At 40.6% G+C, this 18,386-nt stretch carries 17 protein-coding genes; 9 read left to right on the top strand and 8 right to left on the bottom strand.

All coding sequences use genetic code 11. The features are described 5' to 3' along the window. Positions 1-13 precede the first annotated feature (13 nt). Complete coding sequence (locus FNH22_RS17045) at positions 14-1,111, bottom strand: complex I subunit 1 family protein (RefSeq protein WP_143399636.1); 1,098 nt, start codon at positions 1,109-1,111, stop codon at positions 14-16. 86 nt (positions 1,112-1,197) lie between these two features. After that, the gene (gene murI, locus FNH22_RS17040) at positions 1,198-2,001 is read right to left on the bottom strand and encodes a glutamate racemase (RefSeq protein WP_143399635.1); all 804 of its coding nucleotides are present in this window, start codon (positions 1,999-2,001) and stop codon (positions 1,198-1,200) included. A gap of 789 nt (positions 2,002-2,790) precedes the next feature. Between murI and FNH22_RS17035 the strand changes: the two genes are divergently transcribed. The 6 genes from FNH22_RS17035 (at position 2,791) to FNH22_RS17010 (ending at position 7,534) form a co-directional block, all read left to right on the top strand. Beyond that, positions 2,791-3,609, top strand: coding sequence for an enoyl-ACP reductase (locus FNH22_RS17035; protein WP_143399634.1), 819 nt, complete (start codon positions 2,791-2,793; stop codon positions 3,607-3,609). Between the two features lie 87 nt (positions 3,610-3,696). After that, positions 3,697-4,050, top strand: coding sequence for a carboxypeptidase-like regulatory domain-containing protein (locus tag FNH22_RS17030; protein ID WP_255518079.1), 354 nt, complete (start codon positions 3,697-3,699; stop codon positions 4,048-4,050). After that, positions 4,050-4,583 (top strand): NUDIX hydrolase, encoded by a 534-nt coding sequence (locus FNH22_RS17025; RefSeq protein WP_143399632.1) that lies wholly within the window; start codon positions 4,050-4,052, stop codon positions 4,581-4,583. The genes FNH22_RS17030 and FNH22_RS17025 overlap by 1 nt, the downstream gene beginning before the upstream one ends. Before the next feature lie 205 nt (positions 4,584-4,788). Then, on the top strand, positions 4,789-5,748 hold the full coding sequence (locus FNH22_RS17020) for an L-threonylcarbamoyladenylate synthase (protein ID WP_143399631.1): 960 nt from the start codon (positions 4,789-4,791) through the stop codon (positions 5,746-5,748). 179 nt (positions 5,749-5,927) lie between these two features. Further along, the gene (gene pgk / locus FNH22_RS17015; protein WP_143399630.1) at positions 5,928-7,115 is read left to right on the top strand and encodes a phosphoglycerate kinase; all 1,188 of its coding nucleotides are present in this window, start codon (positions 5,928-5,930) and stop codon (positions 7,113-7,115) included. Next, positions 7,115-7,534 (top strand): hypothetical protein, encoded by a 420-nt coding sequence (locus tag FNH22_RS17010; protein WP_143399629.1) that lies wholly within the window; start codon positions 7,115-7,117, stop codon positions 7,532-7,534. Before pgk ends, FNH22_RS17010 begins: the two co-directional genes overlap by 1 nt. Positions 7,535-7,562: 28 nt before the next feature. On the opposite strand, the gene FNH22_RS17005 is transcribed toward FNH22_RS17010, so the two are convergent. Beyond that, positions 7,563-9,470 (bottom strand): ATP-dependent DNA helicase RecQ, encoded by a 1,908-nt coding sequence (locus FNH22_RS17005; protein ID WP_143399628.1) that lies wholly within the window; start codon positions 9,468-9,470, stop codon positions 7,563-7,565. Positions 9,471-9,778: 308 nt separating this feature from the next. Here FNH22_RS17005 and FNH22_RS17000 point away from each other — a divergent pair, with 308 nt between their 5' ends. Next, entirely contained in the window at positions 9,779-10,651 is an 873-nt protein-coding gene (locus FNH22_RS17000) for a diacylglycerol kinase family protein (RefSeq protein WP_143399627.1), read from the top strand. A 186-nt stretch (positions 10,652-10,837) separates the two neighbouring features. Here FNH22_RS17000 and FNH22_RS16995 read toward each other — a convergent pair whose 3' ends face one another. The 3 genes from FNH22_RS16995 to FNH22_RS16985 form a co-directional block, all read right to left on the bottom strand. Beyond that, positions 10,838-11,047 (bottom strand): DUF2892 domain-containing protein, encoded by a 210-nt coding sequence (locus tag FNH22_RS16995; RefSeq protein ID WP_143399626.1) that lies wholly within the window; start codon positions 11,045-11,047, stop codon positions 10,838-10,840. A 99-nt stretch (positions 11,048-11,146) separates the two neighbouring features. Then, positions 11,147-11,776 carry a Crp/Fnr family transcriptional regulator gene (locus tag FNH22_RS16990; protein ID WP_143399625.1) on the bottom strand — a complete coding sequence of 210 codons (630 nt, stop codon included), beginning with the start codon at positions 11,774-11,776 and terminating at the stop codon, positions 11,147-11,149. A 10-nt stretch (positions 11,777-11,786) separates the two neighbouring features. Then, entirely contained in the window at positions 11,787-14,609 is a 2,823-nt protein-coding gene (locus FNH22_RS16985) for a CHAT domain-containing protein (protein WP_143399624.1), read from the bottom strand. Between the two features lie 230 nt (positions 14,610-14,839). On the opposite strand from FNH22_RS16985, the gene FNH22_RS16980 reads away from it, so the two are divergent. Then, positions 14,840-15,571, top strand: a complete 732-nt coding sequence (locus FNH22_RS16980; RefSeq protein ID WP_143399623.1) for a 1-acyl-sn-glycerol-3-phosphate acyltransferase — start codon at positions 14,840-14,842, stop codon at positions 15,569-15,571. 32 nt (positions 15,572-15,603) lie between these two features. On the opposite strand, the gene FNH22_RS16975 is transcribed toward FNH22_RS16980, so the two are convergent. Together FNH22_RS16975 and FNH22_RS16970 are read right to left on the bottom strand one after the other, a co-directional pair. Beyond that, on the bottom strand, positions 15,604-16,308 hold the full coding sequence (locus tag FNH22_RS16975) for a hypothetical protein (RefSeq protein ID WP_143399622.1): 705 nt from the start codon (positions 16,306-16,308) through the stop codon (positions 15,604-15,606). A 253-nt stretch (positions 16,309-16,561) separates the two neighbouring features. Further along, positions 16,562-17,701 carry a T9SS type A sorting domain-containing protein gene (locus FNH22_RS16970; protein ID WP_143399621.1) on the bottom strand — a complete coding sequence of 380 codons (1,140 nt, stop codon included), beginning with the start codon at positions 17,699-17,701 and terminating at the stop codon, positions 16,562-16,564. A gap of 226 nt (positions 17,702-17,927) precedes the next feature. Here FNH22_RS16970 and FNH22_RS16965 point away from each other — a divergent pair, with 226 nt between their 5' ends. Then, entirely contained in the window at positions 17,928-18,383 is a 456-nt protein-coding gene (locus FNH22_RS16965; RefSeq protein ID WP_143399620.1) for a heme-binding domain-containing protein, read from the top strand. Positions 18,384-18,386 lie beyond the last annotated feature (3 nt).

Here is an 18,386-nt window from a genome sequence, read left to right as displayed (position 1 = left end):
AAGCATAAAATAGCTAAATCATCAGTAATCTCCATGCAGAACAAATAAATAATAGGATTAGCGCAATAGGTGTGAGGTATTTCCAACCAAGAGTCATTAGTTGATCCAGTCGCACTCGGGGGTAGGTCCATCGTACCCACATTTGAAGGGTTACGATCATCAAGGATTTTGAGATAAGCCAGAAAGCAGTCCAGAAATTACCAAGTGATGTACCCGGAAGGCCTGTAGTCCATTCTGCTAAGACCAATGATCCGACATTAGGCAAAGGCGTATTCCAACTTCCAAAAAAGAGCACTACCCCCAGTACACTTGTTAATAACATCATCCCATACTCCGACAACATAATGATTGCCCAACGGAATCCGGAATACTCTGTATGAAAGCCTGATACCAGCTCTGACTCTGCCTCAGGCAGGTCAAACGGAGCCCGGTTACCTTCTGCAAGGGTAGCAATAAAAAAAATGATCCAGACCGGTATCAAAAAAGGTACTTGCACTATATTCCAGCTCAAAATGCCACCAACATCTGTAACGTCCCATCCCAGAGCTTTTACTCCAAAAAGGTAGACTTTATGATCGGGATCTGCCAAAGAGACCAAAATGCCCTGCTGATATGATATGTTTTGAAGATCCAATGTTTGTGTGACGACTAAAACACAGACTACACTCAAGGTAAGTGGGATTTCATACGAAATTATTTGAGCCGCTGACCGGACTGCGCCCAAAATTGCATACTTATTATTTGATGCCCATCCGGCCATGATAATGCCAATTACATCAACTGAAATTATGGCCAATAGAAAAAATACTCCCGTGCTGATGGATGCTCCTGACCAATCTGACGTTACCGGTAGCACGGAAAAACCCAGAAACACTGCAGAAAATATAATGAAAGGCGCCACTAAAAACATCTTACGTGAGGCTGCCGCAGGTACAATGTCTTCTTTTTGTATAAGCTTAAGTAAATCGGCTATGGTTTGTAGCATGCCAAAATACCCCACTTCCATTGGCCCATAACGGTCCTGAATAAAAGCTGATAATTTTCGTTCAGCATAAACCGCCACCACTGTGAACACAACTAATAAGGGTAAAAAGAAAAAAAGTGTAGACATGTATAGTTCAGTTCATTTATGAAGTACTATCGGCATTTCAACATTGAAATTACTGCCTGCCGGCTGTTCTACCAAATTAAAATTCGTTACTCCCACAATGGATAATGCTCCAAATGAACCTGATGTTCAAAAAACAATTTGGTCGACGCCTCAAAAGAGTCGGTATAATCCGAAACTAAAAACTCGTCGGTAGGCTCATTTGCCGAACTCAACCAGTTATGGCTTACTAAGTATTCGTAAACATAGTTGGCGGTAACCTCAGAGGAATCAAGTACTTCCACGTCTTCCTTGTAAAAGGCACTTATTTCTTCCTTGATCAAGGGATAGTGTGTACAGCCCAATATGAGGGCTTTAATACTTTGAAGGTCCTTTTGTGTAAGATAATTTTCAATAATATCATGGCTGATCTTTTGATTGAAAAAACCTTCTTCGATCATAGGCACCAGCAATGGTGTCGCCAGGCTTTTAAGGTCTATGTTGTTATTCAGATCCTTGATCTTCTTTAAATATACCCCGGAACTTACCGTCCTTTTAGTACCTATAAGACCTATTTTATTTTTTCTATACCGTCCGGATACCACTTCTACCATAGGATCAATAACATTAATAATCTTGGCACGCTTGCCGGCATACGCTTTAAGAAGCTCATAAGCCGCTGAGCTGGCCGAATTACAAGCAATGACAATTACTTTGCACCCTTTGTTCAACAAAACATCCGTGATCTTAATCGAATACGCCTGAACAGCGGCTTCAGACTTATCACCGTAGGGCAAATGTGCCGTATCTCCAAAATAGATCATTGATTCGGAGGGTAATCGTCTTCTTATCGCTTGAGCCACGGTTAATCCCCCGATGCCACTATCAAAAATTCCTATAGGCCTTTCGTTCATTGAATTCCAAAATTATAGAAATATTTAGCATATCATTTATAATTAGTATAGTCAGCCACCATTTTAACAGTAAAACGACTTTATAAAACCAGAATTCAGCCGCACTTACAGTTAATATTATCCACTATGCCTTAATATCGCCTTTCGCTGCTTGTTTTAAAATAGTTCAAATAACTGATAATCAAAGATTTAACAAACTATCACAAATTGAAACCAAATGAAACATTGAAGAAGCACGAATACTACCGACTTTTAATGGTTACAGTGAAATCAACCTTACCACGGCACGTGCAGATGAACTGATCCCACCCTTTTCTTCTTGTTAGCAAGAATTTATAAGTAACCGCTTGTCGAATATCCACCGGTAACAATACGTATAATGATGAGTGAATAGCTTTAGGAGTTGGTTCCGGTAAGTATCCGAACGGCTCTTAGTGAAAAATATGCAGCTCAAATAGACTAAAACATTTCAATATTGAACATTGTGCGTTAAACGTTAATATAGGTTTTTATTTTCCGAGCCTTGACACCACTTTATAAATGTCGAATGGGCAATGGTGAGGCAAAAAAACAGACAATCCATATCTGTAAGTTGGCAAAATGCAGTAAAGGAAAAGTAAGTGATCTTTTTAGCATTGATCCGCTTTGAAACTTCATTGGCATATTTGCTTTACCGTTTTTCAGAATTTATTCGGAACCTTGCCGGAAAGGGACTAAAAGCTGGCGGTTAAAATCCTCTCGAGGTTAAATTATTTGTATTATTGCAGCCTGAAAAACAAAATACTATCCATGGGTCATTCTATTTTAAAAGGAAAGAAAGGAATTATTTTCGGTGCATTGGATGAAAATTCCATTGCATGGAAAACAGCATTAAAAGCTCACGAAGAAGGCGCTGAATTTATACTCACCAACGCTCCTATTGCACTCAGAATGGGGGCCATTAGTGAATTGGCAGAAAAGTGTAATACTGAAGTAATACCGGCCGATGCAACTTCTTTGGAAGACCTGACTCATCTTTTTGAAAAATCTCAGGAAAAACTGGGAGGCAAGCTCGATTTTGTATTGCATTCTATCGGTATGAGTCCAAATGTCCGCAAAGGCAAAGATTATGGTGACTTGAATTATGACTGGTTTTTAAAGACGCTGGACATATCCGGATTGTCCTTTCATAAAGTACTTCAAGTCGCTGAAAAAACTGACGCTATGAATGAGTGGGGGTCTATTCTGGCCTTAAGCTATATAGCAGCACAACTAACATTCCCTGACTATTCAGATATGGCGCAAGCTAAAGCAGTGCTGGAATCCATTGCAAGAAGTTATGGGTCCAGGTTTGCCCAACTCAAGAAAGTGCGCGTCAATACTATATCCCAATCACCCACCATGACCACAGCAGGTAGTGGGGTTACGGGCTTTGATGTGTTCATTGACTACGCTGACAAGCTTTCGCCTTTAGGTAATGCAAGTGCGGAAGATTGTGCTAATTATATTGTCATGATGTTCTCGGATTATACACGAATGGTAACGATGCAAAACCTAATGCATGACGGAGGGTTTTCTACTTCAGGGATCACAGACAAACTGGTAGAACATCTCGAGAATCCCAGGTAAAACAAAATTTTTCATTGCCAATAACAACATCGTTTTCGAATTCGTTTGGGATGATGTATATTCATACAAGGCTATTATCCAAAAAATATGAAAAAGAAATTATTGATCTATTTATCTGTGGTAATGGTGTTCATTGCCATGAGTAGCTTCCAGTTATTAAAAACATCATTAAAAATCACTGTTATTGATGAATTAGGAAATATTGTAGAAGGCGCTTCGGTGCAGCTCTACCCCAGCGAAGAGGATTATCGAAATGAAGTCAATGCTGTTTCAGAGGTGAGTTATACCGATAAGAAGGGTCAGGTAAAGTTCAAAGAATTAGATGCTAAGGTATACTACGTTAACGCAAGTAAAGGCGACAAAAATAATATCGGCGCCGGAGTACAGACCGATAAGCTGGAAGAAGGTAAGCTTAACAAGGTGAATATTGTTATTGAGTAGTGCACAGAAACGACCTACTCCAGAAACTGGAGGCATACCTTCCTGAAAACCCTAAAGAAGTCCAATTCAAAGAAGATTTCTTTCTTTTTATAAAAACATATGGTGATTGTTTCGAACGGTCACTGGCTATAGGTCATATTACTGGTTCTGCGTGGGTTGTGAATAAAGACCGTTCAAGAGCGCTTCTTACTCATCATAAAAAACTGGACAGGTGGCTGCAATTAGGAGGGCATGCGGATGGCGATCCTAATGTATTGAACGTCGCTTCACGTGAAGCACAGGAAGAATCCGGTCTTAAAAGCCTGAAATTAATATCATCAGCTATTTTTGATATAGATATTCATACTATTCCTGCCAGGAAGGATGAACCTGAGCATCTGCACTATGATGTCCGCTTTCTTTTCAAAGCTGATGATAATGAGCAACTCCATGTAAGTTCTGAATCAAAAAACCTGCATTGGATATCTTTAGATCATTTAGATTCCTACATTGACCATAACGAATCTATTCAAAGAATGGCTGGTAAGGCTTAAAAAAAGATAGGGTTTCGCTGTGACGAAACCCTGATCAACCTTAAAATTAACTGTGATAACACTAAAAAACCATGAAGATTGTTTCATGCTTTGTTACACTAAGGTATTACTGATTTGGCTCAATTAAAACTCGCAATTAGGGCATAAGACAGCCATGTAATTTATTACCAGATTTGGAAGAAAACGATAGATTTATAAAAGCAATATGACAAACTCCGGCCAGGACATTGACCACGCCAAACATTTACTGGAAAATGGGAGCCTTGTGGCATTGCCCACGGAAACCGTCTATGGATTAGCAGGCAATGCTTTTAATATTGAAGCTATTACCCAGGTATTCAAGGTCAAGCGGCGCCCTTCATTCGATCCTTTGATTGTCCATACACACTCACTTGAAGCTGCAGAACATCTTGTAGAAGCTATTCCTGAAAATGCAAGAATATTGGCTGAAAGGTTCTGGCCTGGCCCAATTACGCTTTTGCTCAAAAAGAAAAACAACATCGCTGATTTAGTCACTTCCGGTATGGATACGGTAGCTGTGAGGGTACCTAACCAACCGTTGACATTAGAACTATTGGCTGCATTAGATTTCCCCTTAGTGGCGCCAAGTGCTAATCCATTCGGGTACGTGAGCCCTACCACTGCGAAACATGTGAAGGACCAACTTAACGGTAAAATAGCTTACATAATGGATGGCGGACCTTGTCAAATAGGGATTGAATCTACTATCATAGGTTTTGAAGAGGAAGTGGCTACTGTTTACAGACTTGGTGGTTGTAGTGTGGAAAAAATAGAAAGTTGTATCGGTCGGGTACAAATTGCAGCACATTCCACTTCTGACCCGAAGGCACCGGGAATGCTAAAAAGTCATTATGCGCCTGTAAAACCTTTAAAGCTTGGAATAATAGTAGCTGAACTAAAAAAAAGAGAAGATAAACAGCGCATTGGGATTATCTCATTTAATACTTTCTTTGATGACATCCCGGCTGATCATCAACTGCAACTGGCACCGGATGGAAAACTGGAAACGGCTGCAAAAAACTTATTTTCCATACTACGCAGAATGGATTCATTCGATGTAGATATCATCCTCACCGAATCTGTACCCGATCATGGGTTGGGACGTGCTATAAACGACAGACTCAGAAGAGCGGCAGCAAAATAAATAAGATAACCATTTATCAGGAGTCGGATTATTTACAATGTAAAGTTATTTTTTAGCCACTGGTAAAGGATTTCTTAAACAACTTAAAAATTTCAAACGTTTGCTTAGAAAAATTACGCTTTTATCCCTAGTCGATACCATTAATTTTGGGATATTAGTTACTTCAAAATAACATATAAATGAGAACCATTGACGATATAAATTTTGCTGGCAAAAGAGCGTTGATCCGAGTGGATTTTAACGTTCCATTGAATGCCAACTTTGAGATTACTGATGACACGCGTATCAAAGCTGCCGTGCCTACTATTAAGAAGATCCTTGCCGATAACGGCTCTGTTGTTTTGATGTCCCACTTAGGGCGGCCGAAAAGCGGGGCCGAGGAAAAGTTTTCTTTAAAACACCTGGTAAATGACCTTACAGGTAGGTTTGGCACAGAAGTCCAATTTGCTACAGACTGTATAGGAGTTGAGGCTGACAGTCTTTCGGCCAATTTACAGCCTGGCCAGGTGCTTCTATTAGAAAACCTCAGATTCCATCCCGAAGAAACCAAAGGGGATGAAGGTTTTGCAAAAGCGCTGTCTAAACACGGAGACATCTACGTTAATGATGCTTTTGGCACAGCACACCGGGCTCATGCATCCACCAGTATTGTGGCTCAATATTTTGATGAAAAGGCGTGCGGATATGTCATGGCCGCAGAACTAAATAATGCCGAAAAAGTACTGGATGAAGCAGAACGACCGTTCACAGCCATTATGGGTGGGGCCAAAATATCCGATAAGATCCTCATCATAGAACAACTCCTTGACAAAGTGGATAACTTGATCATTGGTGGCGGAATGTCGTATACCTTTTTCAAAGCTATGGGGGGTGAAATCGGTTCGTCTCTTTTGGAAGAAGACAAACTTGATCTCGCGAAATCGCTCATTCAAAAAGCCAAAGATAAGAATGTTGACCTGTTATTGCCTTTTGACTCTGTAGTAGCTGACGCATTTGACAATGAAGCTAATAAAGACATAAAACCCAACACAAGCATTCCTAATGGATGGATGGGCCTGGACATAGGGCCTCAGGCAAGAGAGGTATTTTCTAAAACAATTAAAGCTTCAAGAACCATTTTATGGAACGGTCCAATGGGTGTATTTGAGATGAGCTCTTTTGCCCAGGGTACAGAGGCGATCGCCGAAGCTGTGGTAAATGCTACAAATGAAGGTGGTTTTTCATTAATTGGCGGTGGTGACTCGGCCGCGGCGGTGAATAACTTAGGTTATGGAGACAAAGTATCTTACGTATCCACCGGAGGCGGCGCATTGTTGGAATATATGGAAGGAAAAGAATTGCCCGGAGTCAAAGCGATCGAAGGATAATGGATTTATCCAGAAAAGCCAAATTTTCACATTTGCGTGATCTTATTGAGTTATCATTAGTCGATAATCAAAACAGGCCTATAGAACAGATTTATATTGAAAAAGTGGCTGAAAGCATTGGCATAGATGACGATGAACTGGCAGCGCTTTATAAGGACATACAAGAAGGGGGCGTTGAAAAAAGAGCGCTCCCTGACCTGGAGAGCCAAATTATACCCCTTTTCCATCGGCTCGTTATTGTAATGACCATTGACAAAGAGGTACACCCGGAGGAAATTCGATTTTGTAAGGAATTAGGACTTAAAATGGGGTTGAACTTGTTTGCAGTAGATGAGTTAATGGAGATCGCACAAAATGAAGATACCAGTCAGTTGACCCCTGCACGCATTAACGAAGTCTTTCGAAAATATTACAACTAAAGGGAGTAGGCAAAACCTTGTTTATCCTTTATTGTGTTCGGCTTAACTTCCATGCATCATCATAACATAGTTCATTCCTGTCTACCATACTGCGTATCACATCAAAAAAAGCATCCCTGTCTGTAGGGTTGATCTTTTCCATTAGCTCTTCCACCAAGAGGGGGCCTTCTCCAAGGAGGTGCTCAATTTGATGGTGATAGTCTTCCGTTTTTTTTGTAGCATGTTGCTTTTTTTGCGCGATGCAAATGTCACATACACCACAGGCTTCTGCCTGTATCTCTCCAAAGTAATCGAGTAATAAGCGTGTTCTACAGCGGTTTTGATGCTTTGCATAGTTAATGACAGAAGCCACCTTCTGTTCAGCCACTTTCTTACGCGACTCTAATATGGCTTTATTCAGACTCAGGTAGGTAACGTCCTGACGTGGTAGTGTAAAGATCACCTGGGGTTTATCTTTACGTTTGTCATAGACGATCACTTTCAATTGGTCCAGCTTGGTTAAAGTAGTAACCGTCTCTTTTTCGGTGGTCTCCATAAATTTCGCCAACTGCCGTTCTGAAATATTTATGAAATGGTTAAACATTTCACCTCCATATAACCTGAGCATTGCTTTAATTGCAGGATCAAAATGTGCATTGGCGACCTGGAATTTATAGAGATCGGTATTGTCCATTAACATGTGAAGGTGGGATGGGTGGTAGTAGCTTTCATTGAAAGTGATCAGCCCTTCATCTTCCAGTTTTTTAAGTGCATGAAAAACCTCCAGGTGACCAAAACCATAGTGCTCGGAAAATTCACGGATATCAAAATCAAAACTTTGACCTTGCCCGCTACCAATGGCAAGTTTATAGTAATTTGCCATTGCCTGGTACACTTTCTTTAGTGTATCTATCGGAGGGTGACGTAATGATACCTGGGCCTTTAAGGCTTCCATATCCGACTCATTGCAGAGAATTACGGCATACGCTTTTTTTTCATCACGCCCTGCCCTTCCGGCTTCCTGGTAATAAGACTCAAGGTCCTGGGTCAGGTCCATATGTACTACTAATCTTACATCGGGTTTGTCAATGCCCATGCCAAAAGCATTGGTTGAAACGATTACTCTGACCTTTCCTTTGAGCCAGGCCTCTTGCTTTACCGAACGTTCATCATGCACCAAACCCCCATGGTAAAAATCAGCGGATATGCCATTATTCAGTAAAAACCGAGCTATTTCTTTTGTGGCTTTACGAGTCCCTACATATACTATGGAGGTACCTGGCACACTTCTTAGTACTTCCAATAATTTTTTTTCCTTGGCTTCTACCTGCCTTACAGCATAAGAGAGATTGGCACGTGCAAAACTTTTTTGATAGGTATTCTCTTGCTTAAACAAGAGTTTTTCCTGTATATCAACAACTACATCAGGCGTGGCGCTCGCCGTTAGCGCTATAACACTGACATCTGTCAATACCTGTCGTATGGAGGCTATATTGAGATATGCCGGTCGAAAATCATAGCCCCACTGTGAAATACAGTGCGCTTCATCTACGGCTAAAAGACATACGTTCATCTTTACCACACGCTCCCGGAATAGCTCTGTTTCTAACCTTTCCGGAGAAATGTAAAGAAATTTGACATTTCCATAAATGCAATTATCCAATATAACGTCAATTTCCTTTTGTCGTATTCCGGAAAAAATAGCCTCAGCCTTTATACCTCGTTGACGCAACTGTTCTACCTGGTCTTTCATCAGTGCGATCAGCGGCGTGATGACCAGACAGATCCCTTCCATAGCCAGCGCAGGCACCTGGAAACAGATAGACTTCCCTCCACCGGTGGGCATAAGGGCCAAAACATCCTGATGATCTAACACCGAATGGATAATATCCTCCTGTAACGGGCGAAAGCTATCATACCCCCAATGGTCTTTTAATATGTCGTTTATTTTTCTCACGCCTATTTAAGCCGTCATATCTCATTCTGACCTTCAAACATTGACCAAATTAACTAATTTCTTATGGGATTTTATTTAAGTATGGAAAGCTGGGACTGCCACATGAAAAATTTAATCTTCACCGAATTTCTTTTTAGTTTTCATCTCTCATGATCAGAAAATCATCTTAAACCTATTCTATTAATGTGTATCAAAGTACATTAGTATAAACAGGTATATCAAAAACGACTACACGCCTTTGTGTACAAAAATTATTCAACAATAGGATTACCATTTAATTAACCTTCAGTTGGCAAGTTGGTACCGGAATGAGTTCAGCAAAAAAACACCTTCATTTTATCATTAATCCCAAGTCAGGCATTCAAAAAAAGTCTAAGATCGTGGATGCGCTGAAAAGGGAATTGTCTAAGGAGTTTGAATATACTGTTACTCTTACAAAAAAAGCGGAACATGCTACCGAAATTGCCCATGAAGCCAGTAAGAATAAGGCTAACGCCGTTATTGCAGTTGGCGGAGATGGTACTGTAAATGAGGTCGGAAAAGCGTTGATCGGAACAGAAGTGGCATTAGGTGTGATCCCATCGGGGTCGGGAAACGGTTTTGCCAGGCATTTACAGATTCCGATGCAATGCAAGGCCGCCGTACAGGTTATCAATACATTTGATATTAAAAAAATTGACACCGCGTCTGTGAATGGAAAACCTTTTTTGGCCACAGCAGGCCTGGGTTTTGATGCACACGTTGGTTGGAAGTTTGCTGATTTTGGGAGGAGAGGTTTTTGGTCTTATATCCGGGTTACCACAAACGAGTTTTTCAGCTTCAAACCAAGACAGTATGAATTGATCATTGATGGAAAACAGATCGAAACTACTGCTTTTCTGATCAATTTTGCAAACACAGGGCAATATGGTAATAACGCCTGGATCGCCCCTTCGGCTTCTGTCTTCGACGGGAAATTAAATGTTTGTATTTTGGAGAGGTTCCCTTCTCGCCTTGCTCCTGAGATCGTCTTCAAACTATTTAACAAACAGATAGAGAAATCTAATTATTACAGACTCATTCAAGCGAAAGAGATATGGGTAAAGAAGCCCATGGAATTCCACATGGACGGAGAGCCTCAGGAAAGTGAAAGAGATCTGTTCATAAAGGTTGTACCGGGCTCTTTGAATGTAATTTGTTGAATAACTAACAAATAAAATAAGGTAACGTGTAGTAATGCTATAACCACACAAAGCAGATTATAAGGTCAGTGTATCCAGAACCGTTTAAGTGCTCCATTTACAGTCAGTTTTTCAATACCTTAAAAGTAGGTTATTAAAAAACTGACTGCAAAAGGCACTATTTAGAGTTTTATCCAATAATGTGTCTCATTTTTCCTTCACCTGACATGTACTCATGCCAAAAATGGCGTAGATAGGGCAAAAGTTCACCAGGCTGGTAAGTACAAAAATGGCTGCTACCACCATCAGTGCAATTCCCAATGTACTCGATACTACACCGGTTAGTATCAAAATGGCAAATATTGCCGCTATGCCCACACGAATAAGGCGGTCTGCTGATCCCATGTTTCTTTTCATAATGCTAAATTTTAATTCCATATGTAAAGTTGATATCTGTTTGTTTTATCAACTTCTAACGAAGATAGAAATGATATAAAAGCTGTGCAGTGACTTAAGTCACTGCCTTACTATCTTAACACTATTTCCCTCCTGCCGGACATGACCTTCGGCTTCCAGTTTTTTCATGACCCGGCTGATCACCTCCCGGGAAGTGCCCAGTTCATTGGCTATTTGCCGATGGGTCATTTTAATGGGATTAGCTCCTGTCAAGGCACTCTTTTTCTGCAAATATTCAAACAGCCGTTTGTCCAGTTTATCATAAAGCAGGTGGTTTACCGTGTCCAGCAGATCTGCATAACGCATGCCATATTGTTTAAAAAACAAGGTATTGATATCCGGAAAAGATTTTGTCCAGCCTGAGACTAATTCTACAGGCATCAGGAGCGCTTCCGTAGGTTGTTCTACTACCGCAAATACCCGACTCGGCTCATCCTTCAGGCCTGCTGAAAATGACATGATACAACTTTCATCAGGTTGGATGTAATACAGAAGCAGCTCCTTGTCTTCATAACTGGTAAATACCTTGATCAATCCATCCAGCACCAGAGGAACTACTTTTACGTATTGCCCCTCTCTTAATATCTCGGTATCAGTAGCAAATGACATCACCTTAGATGATTGTAAGATCTGTTCCACCAGGTCAGATGACAGGTAATGGAGCGCTTGCCTTATACGATCTTCAAACATTGCATTGTCATCAGTTTTCTACCATTACAAACGCCCCCCAATAGTAAGGTGATCCGTATTTGGCTTTGAGTTCATTTTGTGCCTGTCGAAAAGCACGCGTACGATTTTTGTATCGTATCCAATACTTGTAAAAAGAAGACATCAATTCCTGCGTAGCTTTGTCATCTACTTTCCAAAGGCTCATGATCAATCCATCAGAACCCGCCGCCAAAAATGCACGTTGAAGTCCATACACGCCTTCTCCTGCTTTTACATCACCGGTACCGGTTTCACATGCACTTAGTACCACCAGTTCGGTATTCTCAAGATCGAGGTTCAACGCTTCGTAAGCGGTCAATATGCCATTGTCATTACTTTCCAGGCTCGGATTGTTAGTATCAATCGTCTTCTCAGCTCCACTGAGTAATAGGCCAGACCTGAGCAATGGGTTGTTGCGCGCACTTTCCGCACTGATCCCAAAAACTTTCCCTGAACTCACCTGTTCATCCTTCAAAAAATAACCATGTGTAGCAATATGTAATATTTTTGGACTTTTTATCGCCTTTAAATTCGCTTCTGTAGCTTTTTCTCCCAGATATTTGGTGGACCGGATACCTCCGTTTGAAAGGAGACGCGATACATTATCTAACTCCGTTTTTGTGGCAGGAAGTGGATTAATAGGACCACTAAACGGTGGATTTCCTATCAATACCGCTGATTTACCTGCAGATGTACCTGAGCCCGATTTAACATTTTTAGAATTACTTACCAGCACTGTTTCATAATTACTTAACACATATTTACCATCAGGCATAAGCAATGTATTGAGATTGATTTGGTTATAGATCCCATCCGCTGAAATGTAAAGTTTCTTGACTCCCACCAGCTTAGCATCAATATCCAGCCAATACTGTTTGTATGAGTATTCATCCTTCAATTTTTGCTGGATAATATTATTATAGTATTTGTAATACCGGGTTTCCAGCTGTACGCCATTATCGATCACCACATATTCCGGTTTGTCTTTGCCCGGCTTGACCAAAAGGGCAACATATTTGATTTCACCGGTAGGGTTATTGTTAAACTTTGGAACCCTCACGAGGTCTACAATAGCTTCTCCTTCTTTTAACCTGGCTTTCACTTCTTTAAAGCCTTCTTTCTTCAACTCATACCCTTCTGAAAAAAGGTCGGAACGCTGAGATAATGAACGTTCTGTTGCATTAGCTGTGCGTTCAATAGAATCCAGGTCAATCTTTTGCTCTTCCAGCTCTTCTTTTGAATAGGCATAGTACCGGGCCAGCATTTCTTTCTGGTCCAGCCAGCTCAGGTAGTCTTTAATAAGTTCCTTGTCATCACTTTTTAATATCTTCTCCTTTACTTTACTGGTAGAGCTTAAAAGCAACCCCTTTGTGACCACGTGGTAATCATATACATCTGACATTAATGACGGATGGTCGGTCCTTACATCTACGGCAAACGAAAAGAACCTTTCAAATCTGGGATGAAGTTTGTCCCAATAGCGGGTTTTCTCAGCTTCACTCATTGGAGGGAAAAAATTACTGATGAACTCCATCGATTTAGTCAGGCTTTCCTTATATAATTTTTCCGCTTTAGTATAATCTTTCTTATTCCAATAGAGTATAGCCAGGTCTTCGATGGACTGTACATATGCGGGATGATTTTCGCCCAATGTTTTCTTTCGTATAGCATTGGATTTTGTTAAAAGCGGTTCGGCTTCATCAAATTTCCCTTCAAAGCGATAAAAATTTCCTAAATCGCTAATGGCTGAGGCATACACCGGGTGTTCATCTCCAAACTTCTTTTGGTAGATCTCAATAGCATCATTGAGAAGCGGTTCTACTTCTCCGTATTTCCCCATGTCCATATAAAGCGCTGCAAGGCTACTTTGGACATGAGCATAGTCCGGGTGAAAACGTCCCAAGCTGCCTTTTTTTAATCTTATCAGCTCTTTAAACTCAGCTTCGGACTTTTCGTACTGGCCCATTTCCTGGTAGAGTAATGCCCGGTTGGTTAGAAATTTTTGGTGGTTACCGCTACGTTCACTTTGCTGTGCTCCGCTTATACCAATGGTTTTATTCATCATTTTCTCCGCCTGATCATAACGCCCCATGGTTTGAAACAGCATAGCCTGGTTATTTAAAGCTATAGCATATGGCATGCTATTATCCCCATTCGCCTTGCTGATGACCTCTATAGCATGGTTGATCTTATCTTCAGCTTTATTATATTGCCCGGTCTCTTTATACAATACCGCCAGGTTATTAAGTGACGCCCCATACCCTGAACTCTCCTCTCCTGACTGCTTTGCGCGAAGGTCCAGCGATTGTTGTATGAATTCTTCCGACGTAGTGTACCGGCCTGTTGTACTATACAGCAAACCGAGATTGGAGATCACCTTAATATAATTTACATCTTCTTTAAGTTCATTCACTTCATAGGCCAGTTTGGCATATAAAAATTGATTCTCCGCCAATTGATAATTGCCGGATGCATACAGGACTTCGCCCGCATCCAAATTACCCCGAGCCCTTTCCGCATCAGTCTTTGGTTTATCTTTGTTGGGTATATTGGTCAATACTTTTACAAACTGTTCTCCCTTTTCTTTATGGTCGAATAGTCCGGCATTGTCATTTAATGAAATAGCATAATTGAAGCTGGTAGAATCAAATTTACTCCTGGATTCTTCAATCTTTTTCGAAAAGAAACTCTTGGCATTTTTCTGCAGTTCAGGAAGTCCTGTTTTTACTTTTTCCTTTAGGAATTTACCGATCTGTGCTTCTGCGGTACCCATTGATAAAAGTAGAACAAGGAGTAAAATTCTTTTGCCCGTCATAGTAAAGAGGTTAGATCATGAAGATAGCTAATATCCAAAAGATAAAAATACATAGCTTATCTGATTGTCACCAATAAGCCGGCACTAAATAACTGTTAACCAGAACAGTAATAGTATATGCATTTGCCAGCATTCCATATGGATCAAGCTTTGGAACATCTTTTTTCTTAGTCTAATATCATGACATAGTGTCCCCTCAATACCCAGGATTTCGTAATTTCGCCGCTTATATGCATTGGATAAAGACGGTATTTCTTAAACTGTACATGGTGTGGGTCCTTTTGGTATTCACACTGTTCATGTTGATCATTCTGCCTGTTATGGTACTGCCTGGTTTTTTTGGTCAGAAATACGGTCACATTACCTACTTTGGGCTATGGCTTTGGTCTTGGATATTCAGTTTGCTCACCTTTATCAGATATGAAATAACAGGTCTTGAAAACGTAAGTAAGAAGACATCCTATATTTATACCAGCAATCATACCTCTTTCCTGGACTTGCCGGGGCTAAGGATAGCCATTCCTACCCAGTTCAGGCCTCTGGCCAAAAAAGAATTATTAAAAATTCCGGTTTTTGGATTAATTGTAAGAGTAGCCTGCGTAGTGGTAGATCGCTCTAGCACCGAAAGCCGTAAGCAAAGTATTAAAACGCTTACAAGGCGAATACGTTCAGGAATCTCATTACTCATATTTCCGGAGGGTACACAAAACCGAACCGATCAAAAGCTACAGCCATTTTATGATGGTGCTTTCCGTATGGCTAAAGAGACATTGACGCCCATCATGCCTGTCGTCGTGGTAAATGCCGGTAATCTAATGCCTCCCAGTTCAGTCCGCTTGAAACCTGGTAAAATAAAAGTGATCTTTGGTAAGCCGATAGAGGTATATGAAAACAGCGACGTTGCCGAGTTAAAGCAAACCACTTACAATACCATGCTACGATTACTGGAAAAAGAAAGTTGAGTTTACCATAATACTTAAAACGCCCGGCATAGTTAGTTTAACCGGAGATGGACCTGCTTTTCCAAGAGTGCTTTGATCTCTTCATCTTCCATTAATTTTTTCAAATACCAACCTCCTTCATATGGTTTGAAAGGGTTATAGCCCAATTCAAGTAATGTCCGGTTTACAATGCCTTGTGTAATATAAAACGTCATTCGCTGGGCACGCTCCCCTGTATCTGCCAGAAAACCTTCCATATCATGGTCATAAGTGTTCAACCTGTTGGCCACTACAATGAAATCACTTTTTGTGATCTGGTCCAGTGTCTTATAATTTTCCAGCTCAGAAAAGTACTTTAATGTATAGTATTCTTTGGTAATTAGCGCTTTATACTTGTATTCTTTAGCCTCTTTTACAGCCATTTTTATCGTTTTAAACCCTTTCATCATCTGCGCCATTTGTAGTACATTTCCTTCATTTTTGAATGAAATGGCAGCAGCACTATAACCGTCCCCACCTTTCTTATTCTTAATCACTAACACATCATTTTCGAATTTATAAATGGGTACGCTATCATAGGGACGCCATGAAGAGTGGTCAGGGTCATCCGTGTATCCATAGCTGTACTTGATAAGATAGTCCTCTGTAATTTCCACTTTTAACTCGGTTCCGGATTGGTCATAGGCCATCCAGGTGCCTTTTATCTGTGCTAAAGATATAACCGGTAGTAGTACAAGGGCTAAATAGATTAACTTCATTTCTCCTGATTTTAATTCAGAAAGATACATAAAATGGGCATCCATATCAATCAAAATACTGATTTACAACCGCTTATTAATCGCTACAACTACCTTATGAGCAACCGAGTACTTTGGCAATTGGATAAGACAGATCTATGGCAAATAATATGACTAAGCTTTCAAGCCCATTTTGAAAATGAAAAAGGCCACTTCACAATTGAAGCAACCTCTTTCCATTCATCCCCATGAATATCTGTTATCTACCCTGAGCTTAATTCAAAATAATTTTTAATACTTTTTTCTGTTGACCTTGAAATGCTTCCACGAAGTAATATCCTTTTGGAAAAGAAGACATGTCCACCTGAACAGACAGATCGCTGCTTTCTATCATTTTTTTCACTTCACCTTGAATTGATCTTATTACGAGTTTCACAACTTCATCGTTAGCCGCAGATATGTTCAACATTACAGGTCCGTCAGTTGGATTGGGATAAGCTTTAATTTCAAATGAGCTGTTATCAGCGATAGATACGCGAGCTATATCAGAATAGTCAAAGTTACCGTCAAAATCCACTTGCTTGATCCTGTAGAAATAAACACCTGAAGTAACCTGATTGTCTATAACTTCATAAGTAAGTACCTGCTCACTGTTACCCGCACCATCTACGCTTTTCACGGCATCGTAGTTAACACCGTCCACAGATCGTTCTACTACAAAATAGTCATTGTTTAATTCAGTAGCGGTAGCCCAGGAAACCAACACCTCATTTTCTTCTGTCACTTGTACTTCAGTATATAAAAACTCTACAGGAAGAACTCCACCGGTCACAAGAGTATGCAAGTCCGGATCATTATTTTGCAGGTCTGTTTCATTTTGAAAATTTCCGGCAGCAACGCTATTACTTCCATTAAATTGGGCCCCGCCTCTCCTGGTTATACTTCCATATACATAAAAGCCGTTTGTACCGGAGGCCGTATTGTTCACATCAGCTCCTCCGCTAATGTCCAATGATCCTGTCACCACTACCCGGCCATCATTTGCAGCCAATGTACCTCCTGACGCATCTAAATCTCCTAAAACTATTAAAACACCTGAATTTGCTATATTAACCGTCCCACTTCCCGCTAGCGTAAAATCTCCATCAACTAATAAAGTGTCATATATATTCATTCCCGACCCTCCTTCTAATCTTAAATTAGAACTTTGGGTAATAGCTCCATATATATCGACATACGCTGTGGAACCATTTACCGGATTCGCAGGAACATCCGCCAGCCACGGCTGTGACTTTGTCCAGGTAGCTGCGTCTGTCCAGTTTCCGGAATAATTATCATTGGAAGTATAGCCTTCCTGGCCGTTAACCTGGGTGAAGGTGGTAAAAATGACGATGATTGCGATTAAATTTTTCATAGGGATATCGTTTAAAAAATTGATAATACAAAGTTGCAATACCCCAACCCCGCCCTCAATCGCATTATTCGTGTATTTTAACTACGTTAAATTGCTGATGCTTAAACTAAGTGTTTATACTAAAAAACCAGCGCCAGGCTAAAAGAGGGTATAAATGTTGTGGAAAATCATTAAAGGTACTTTCTTTGACGCTCTATATTAATTCTACCACTAAAAGTGAATTCTAATGCTTAAATATGTACTATACGGCTTAATTGCTCTGGTAGTGATCATCCAATTTTTCCAGATTGACAAAACACCTGTGCCAACGGAGCCCTCCCAGGACTTCATTACCATGACCCATCCACCTGTTGAAATCAAGGAACTGTTGAAGTCAGTCTGTTATGACTGCCATAGCGGTAGCACAAAATACCCCTGGTACACATTTGTACAACCTGTGGGTTGGTGGATAGGGCATCATATAGAAGAAGGTCAGGAGCATCTTAATTTTGCCCAATGGGGTACTTACAATGAAAAGCGGCAAAAGCACAAAGTCACCGAATGCATAGAGGAAGTGGAAGAGGGTGAAATGCCATTGGATAGCTACACCTGGGCACATAGTGAAGCAAGACTATCTAAAGACCAGCGGGATAACCTTATTGCGTGGTTTAAGACGCTTCCACATGAGGAAGAACATCACTAGGCT

Origin of the sequence: Fulvivirga sp. M361 (assembly GCF_007097395.1) — a bacterium.
Taxonomy (GTDB): Bacteria; Bacteroidota; Bacteroidia; order Cytophagales; family Cyclobacteriaceae; genus Fulvivirga.
The sequence above is the reverse complement of the archived record's forward strand: the minus strand, read 5'-3'. Positions and strand labels throughout refer to the sequence as shown.